Source organism: Acidimicrobiia bacterium, from assembly GCA_035471805.1.
In the GTDB taxonomy this organism is placed as follows: Bacteria; Actinomycetota; Acidimicrobiia; order Spongiisociales; family JAHEDJ01; genus JAHEDJ01.
The window spans coordinates 1-6,136 of the sequence record DATIPS010000047.1; the positions used below are offsets into that span (position 1 = coordinate 1).

Here is a 6,136-nt window from a genome sequence, read left to right on the forward strand (position 1 = left end):
GCCAGGACATCGAGCACCTCGGGTGGAAGCGGCCAAACAGTCGACATCGGTCGGACAGTAGGTACTCCCCGGCGGATCTGTCACAAACCCTCGTCGAGTCGTCGCCTTGGCGGTGAAGCGCCTGTCGAGCGTGCGGTGCACCCCGCCCGATCCGAGCCATCGTTGCCGGAATAGGCGCCCGGGTATCCGTCCAGGTGTCCGTCAGACAACGAAAATCGACCGTGGAGGAGCACAATCGACGACAGGCGAAGTCCCTTGATCCACCTGGGGATTCCGCCAATTCGCCGGTCGTTGCAGGGACTCCGGCACAGGTCAATGGTTCGATCCCAGTAGCGCTCACTGCGATCGATCTCGACTGGTCCTGTCTTCGAGCGTGTCTCCTCGTTCGAGAGGTCTTCGTCAACCTCGCCGGTCTGCCCTCTCAGTCTCAGCAGAGGCTCACCAGCCCTGCCAACCCAGTGTCCTCGAAAGCCGATGTAGAAGCCCAGCGAACGGCACGCCGAAGTGCCTTTGTGCGCGGTCCTCCTCCTTTCAGACCGATTCACAGCCCGTGGACATCGAACTCGCGACTCAAATCTCGGGGTTGGCGACCCATATCTCCGTAGTGAGCGCCGATGTCGTCACAGCCCCTGCTCCATACCTTGCTGGCAAGCGATTGAGTCCGCGAGGGACTCACCTGGAGTGAACCATGGACAGATCACATTCGGTGCCCCTGGCGCCACAGACTCGGCAAGAGAGCGCGACGACCAAACGACTGGTCTTGACCGCAGCAATCCTGTTCGCGTTGATCGGGTTTGGCGCAGCGAACGCATTCGGATCGGCGGACCGCTCCGCGGTGTGGGCTACTTCGCATCCACCAGAGGCCAACTCCGCCACGGCGGGCACCGCCCACACACCGTCGGGCGTCGTGACGAATAGCCCAGCGGCATGCGATCCGTCGCCGTGCTCCGCACCCGACAGCATTCGGAACTCCGCAACCGATTCCCAGGTCTTGTTCAGAACGGGATTGGTGGCCAGTGGATCGGGAAAGGCCACATTCGTTCTTGGACCCCGGCACTTCGGTGTTGTGTTTGTGCCCGAGTTCGTCGGAGCTTCCGGCGGTGACCTGCCGGCGATCGAGTCGTCGCCGCTGGTGCTCGGACTTCGGCAGCTGGGCGGGTTGGCCTTCGTCCCCGAGTTCGTCGGGGCGTCTGGCGGCGACGTGCCTGCGGTGGAGTCCTCGCCGCTTGTGATCGGTCCTCGCCACACCGACGGTGTCGCATTCGTACCCGTCTATGTCGGGCACGCCGATGGTGTGTTCCCCGAAACCACACGCTGATCGCAGCTCTGCAAAAGGTCCTGGTGGGGCGACGGGCACTCCACTCCACGCCCGTTCGCTAGGCACTCGTGGGGAGCGTAGGCTCCGGCTCGTGCTGCTTGAGAGGGAAGCCGAGTTGCGGCTGATGGCCGACCTCGTGGCCGGAGTCGGGTCGCATGGGGGAAAGGTCGTCCTGGTTCGGGGCGAGGCCGGGATTGGCAAGAGCGCATTGGTCAGACATGTTGTTGAGAGACATCGCGATGGGGCGTTCATTCTCTTCGGGTCTTGTGACGATCTGCTGACCCCGCAACCGCTCGGTGCGTTCTGGGAGATCGCTCGGGAGGAAACAGCACTTGGCCATCCTCTGGAGGAGAGCGACCGGAGAGCTGTGACGGGGATCCTGCTCGACCTTCTGTCACGACGCATGCGCCCGACGGTCCTCGTGATCGAGGACACGCAATGGGCGGACGAGGCAACGCTGGATGTGATCAAGTATCTGGGGCGACGAATCGCTCGAACGAGCGGACTGCTCCTTCTCACATACCGCGATGGCGAGGTCGACTACGACCATCCCCTGAGACATGTGATCGGGGAACTTCCACCGGAGGTGCTGGTGCGGATTCATCTCGACGGCCTCTCCCATCGCGCCATCGCAGATCTTGCTGGCACCGCCGATCGTGACATCGATGAGATCGTGACCCTCACCAACGGGAACCCGCTCTTTGTCACCGAGGTGCTCGCGTCGGGAGTCGAGAGGGTGCCGACTTCGATCCGAGACTCTGTGCTCGCCCGTGCGGCCAAGTTATCTCCTGAAGCCAGACAGGTTCTCGATCTTGCTTCGGTGATTCCCGGAGAAGCTGAGCTCTCTCTCATCGCGAGCATCGTCGGCCCGGCTCGGGAGCATTTGACTGAATGTTCCCGTCAGGGTCTGCTGCAGGTGGGGGAGAGTGGCGTGTCCTTCCATCATGAACTGACACGCCGGTCCATTGAGTCGGTATTGGACGCGCAGGATCGTCGCCGCCTCAACCAGGTCGTCCTCAACCACCTCGCCGGGAGGGCCGGCCCAGCGCGACTCGTCCATCACGCCCATGAAGCCGATGATGTCGGTTCGATCATCGAATACGCACCAAGAGCAGCTCGAGCAGCGATGGCCATCGAGAGCCATCGGGAGGCCGCATCCCACTTCCGACTCCTGGAGCCCTATCTGGATCGCGTCAGTGACAACGAGCGAGCTGCAATCTTCGAGGATTGGGCTCGGACCGAGTACTACCTCATCAGCAGTGAGTCGGCCGACATTCTGGCCCGCGCAATAGCCCTTCACCGTTCCACGGGCAACGATGTTGCCCTGGCAGGCGCGTTGACGCTCGCCGTACGCGTCAACGAGATCAACGGGTGGCCCGAGCTGGCTGAGGCAGCCTCGCAGGAGGCCATCACCGTCCTCGAGTCGCATCCGGTGAGCGCGGATCTCGCAGCAGCCGTAAGCCAGCGTGCCTGGCTCATGAAGATGAGGGGCGATCGGACACAGGCCCTAGTGATTGCGGAGCGCGCCATCGAGCTGGCCCAGGAAACCGGTGACGAGCCGAGCTTGATCAACGCCCTCATCACGAAGGGACACTTCACGTTCCGATCGGGTGATCCGGCCGGCTTTGGCGTGCTGGAGGAAGCCCGATCGCGCGCTGAGCGGGCCGGCCTTCCGTTCGAGGAAACCCTGGCACTGCTCAACATGGCGGAAGTCGCCGCGGAGCACCGTGACCTTGAGCGCGCGGGCGAATTCTCTCAACACGCCCGCGACGCGTCCGCTTCATATGAGATCCGGATAAACGAGGACGCCGCCAGTGCCCACATTGCGAAGGTTCTCGATTGGAAGGGTGACTGGGCGGCGGCCGAGGACACTGCAACAGAGGTGATTGGCGCCCATCATGCGATGGTCCTGAATCCGCAAGTCGAACAGGCAACCCGTGAGGGCTCGGCAGCGGAATCCCCCGCGCATGTCGTCTTCTACAGCCAGCTCGTGGCGGGACAGGTGTTGGGGACTCTGCAAGCCCGGCAGGGCCGCTCCGCCGCGGTGACCACCCTATCCGGCATCTGGAGGCGGGCCGATGCGGGCAATGAGATGCAAATCCTCCTGCTCTCCGGCGCCGGAGTGGCCGAGTACATGTGGCTGAACCGGGAGCACGATCCGGCACTGACCACCCGATTCGGAGAACTGCTCAAAGACGCGAGGCGGCTGACGTTTCCCTGGTCCGCAGGCTGGCTCGCCTACTGGCTTTGGATGCTGGGCGAACTGTCCGATGCTCCCAAAGGGATCGCCGAGCCGTATCGGCTCGTCATGGAAGGGAACCCCACCGAGGCCGCCGCCATCTGGGACGCGAAAGGGATGCCATACGAACGGGGACTGGCCCTCATGCATGGCGACGACAGAGCGCGCCTCGAGGCGCTCGAGGTGTTCGAGACATTGGGAGCAACTGTCGTCGCCGCCAAACTCAGAAGCGCCCTGAGAGCCGAAGGTGTTGGCGTGCCGAGGGGGAGGGGTCGAGAAACCAGGCGTCACGCTGCCGGCCTCACGGCCAGACAGGCCGAAGTCCTGGAACTCCTGGTTGAGGGACTGTCCAACATCGAGATCGCCGACCGGCTCTTCGTGTCACATCGGACGGTCGAGACCCATGTCTCTGCAGTGCTCACGAAACTGGACGCCTCCACACGAAAAGAAGCTGCTGTCCGGGCTCAAGCAGAAGGCCTCATCTCTCATCCGCCGGAACATCGATGACCTGAAGCGGCCGCAAGTCGGGATAGGGTGTCGCGATGCCGACGTACATGGATGTTCACCCAGATCTCGGAGACGTGACCGAGGAAGACATCCAAGCTGCTCATCGACGCGACCTCGAGGTCCAGTCCGAATACGGTGTCCGCTTCCTGACATACTGGTTCAACGAGCCCAATGGCAGGGCGTTCTGTCTCGTCGAAGCTCCCGACAAGGAGTCGGCGATCGCATGCCACAAGGCATCCCACGGTCTGGTTCCTCACGACATGATCGAGGTGGAACGACCCACCCTGAATCGCTTCATGGGCGATTGGGAGGCCAATGTGCCGGACATCGCCCGCCTCGACGGTCCGCACTCGGCCGTCGACACGGGGCTGCGAGCCGTCATGTTCACCGATCTGGAGGGTTCCACCGAGGTGAGTAGCCGGTTTGGGGACGATCATGCTGTGTCGGTGGTCGAACGGCACGATCGGATCGTTCGGGATGCACTCGCCGACTCCGGCGGACGAGAGGTCAAACACACCGGGGACGGGATCTTCGCTTCCTTCACCCATGTCAGTCGGGCGGTCGACTGCGCAGTGGCGATCCAGCGTCGGTTTGCCGACATCGACGACACCGGACCCGGAAGCCGGGTTCGGATCGGTATCAGCGCCGGCGAGCCGGTCGACCGGAACCAGGACCTGTACGGAGCCGTCGTGAATCTCGCTGCGCGGATCTGCGCCCACGCCGCACCCGGACAGGTCCTCGTTTCGGCGGCTGTCAAAGAGCTGGCGCTCGGCAAGTCGCTCGGATTCATCGACCGTGGTCTGATCGCCTTGAAGGGGTTCGATGAGCCGGTGCGCCTCTATCAGGTCGGCTCGATCGAGTGAACCACATGACGACCAGCGATGCCCTTTGATGCCCGGTGCCAACGTGTTGGCGAGAATCGCACCAACACTCGATGTTCGGTGGCAACAGCTGATGACCTGCGGTATCGGTTTTGGGTGCGCACGGCAGAGGTCACTGGTTCGATCCCCCCAGCGCCCACCACATGAAACGTCGTGCTTTTAGGGCGTTGTGTGTGTGACGGTCACGGGCGAGACGCGTGGCCACGGACCGGACACGGTCGCTTTGGCGAAGGAGCGTGAGGAATGCTCTTCTCAGGCGTGGTGAAGGCGGCATCGAATTGATGCCCCCGGCACTTGCCGCTCGTCGTCTGCTTCGTTGCTGTGTCCGCTCTGCCGCGGTGGCTGAGATCAGCGCGTTCTCGATGTGGACAACCGGCCTGGCGGCGTTGGTGCGTCGTGTGCCCGTCGATGGGCAAGGGCTCGACAAGTGAGAGCCCCTGCCGTGCGGCAGGGGCTCTCGGGATTCGTCTGATGCTGGTGCGCTGCAGTCACACCGGGATCACCTGCCAGACCCATGCCCAGGCCCCCAGCGCCACAGTGCCGAGAGTGACGACACTGGAGGCTGCGACGACCCGAGTCGGCATGTCTCGCCGCCGGGTCACCATTGTGACCATCAGGGCGGTCGCCGAGACGATGGCTCCGGCGATGGCGATCTGAGCTGTTCGGATAGGAGCCGGCAGGCCGGTGAACAACTTCATGACTTCAACCGTTGTCAGACCGTATCCGAGCGACACGATGAACGCTGTGACCAGTCCTCCGGTCGCAATGGTCAGCCATCGCATCGCCCCACGAGTCCTGCGGATGGCAACCACCGATCCAGCAACCACGATGAAGAGCGATACGCCGATGAGGGCGATGTTGAAGATCGTCGTCTCCCACCAGGCCGCTTGGCGGTAGCTGCCGGTGCCACCTCTGGTCGCGTAGGTGACATCGTCGGTCCCCTGGTAGAAGACCGTTCCGTCGGCGTCGGTGTCGATGGAGAACTGTGAGACCAGGGCTTCCAGTCGAAGAACGCTTCCGGTGTCGAGCCGGGTGGTCACGTAGACCCCGGGTCGGGCGTCGATGGTCTGTCCACTGCCGTCCGCCGTGGGCGCCGCATCGAAACTTGAAGGACCCGGGTAGAACCTTTCGACCAGCATCTCGTGCAGGTTCCGCATGAACCCGGTCTGGGGGGAAGGATCGCCCGTACCG

Annotated in this window: 4 protein-coding genes; 3 read left to right on the forward strand and 1 reads right to left on the reverse strand. The window is 63.3% G+C overall.

What is annotated here, in order from left to right:
* Positions 1–760 precede the first annotated feature (760 nt).
* The 3 genes from VLT15_09425 (at position 761) to VLT15_09435 (ending at position 4,927) form a co-directional block, all read left to right on the forward strand.
* The gene (locus tag VLT15_09425) at positions 761–1,318 is read left to right on the forward strand and encodes a hypothetical protein (protein ID HSR45436.1); all 558 of its coding nucleotides are present in this window, start codon (positions 761–763) and stop codon (positions 1,316–1,318) included.
* A 91-nt stretch (positions 1,319–1,409) separates the two neighbouring features.
* Entirely contained in the window at positions 1,410–4,064 is a 2,655-nt protein-coding gene (locus tag VLT15_09430) for an AAA family ATPase (GenBank protein ID HSR45437.1), read from the forward strand.
* Positions 4,065–4,099: 35 nt separating this feature from the next.
* Positions 4,100–4,927, forward strand: coding sequence for a nickel-binding protein (locus VLT15_09435; protein ID HSR45438.1), 828 nt, complete (start codon positions 4,100–4,102; stop codon positions 4,925–4,927).
* A 506-nt stretch (positions 4,928–5,433) separates the two neighbouring features.
* Here the strand turns inward: VLT15_09435 and VLT15_09440 are convergent.
* On the reverse strand, positions 5,434–6,136 hold a 703-nt coding region (locus VLT15_09440), incomplete at its 5' end, for a hypothetical protein (GenBank protein ID HSR45439.1).